1 tRNA gene is annotated in these 216 nt (G+C 38.9%); it reads left to right on the top strand.

Annotated elements, in window-relative coordinates:
- The first annotated feature begins 143 nt into the window (after positions 1-143).
- Positions 144-216 (top strand) — tRNA-Lys (locus NRL14_RS21030).

Raw genomic sequence — 216 nt, 5'->3', positions numbered from 1 at the left:
CTCAGTTGGTAGAGCAGTTGACTTTTAATCAATTGGTCGATGGTTCAAATCCATCATGACCCACCATTCTTTATTACATGTAATAAGATTGGTTCAATCGGCGGATTTACGTAAGCTTGTTTATTTTAAATAGGTGCATGAGCGGGTCATTAGCTCAGTTGGTAGAGCAGTTGACTTTTAATCAATTGGTCGATGGTTCAAATCCATCATGACCCA

The organism is Pseudoalteromonas sp. 20-92 (genome assembly GCF_030847595.1).
GTDB classification, from domain to species: domain Bacteria; phylum Pseudomonadota; class Gammaproteobacteria; order Enterobacterales; family Alteromonadaceae; genus Pseudoalteromonas; species Pseudoalteromonas fuliginea.
The sequence above is the reverse complement of the archived record's forward strand: the minus strand, read 5'-3'. Positions and strand labels throughout refer to the sequence as shown.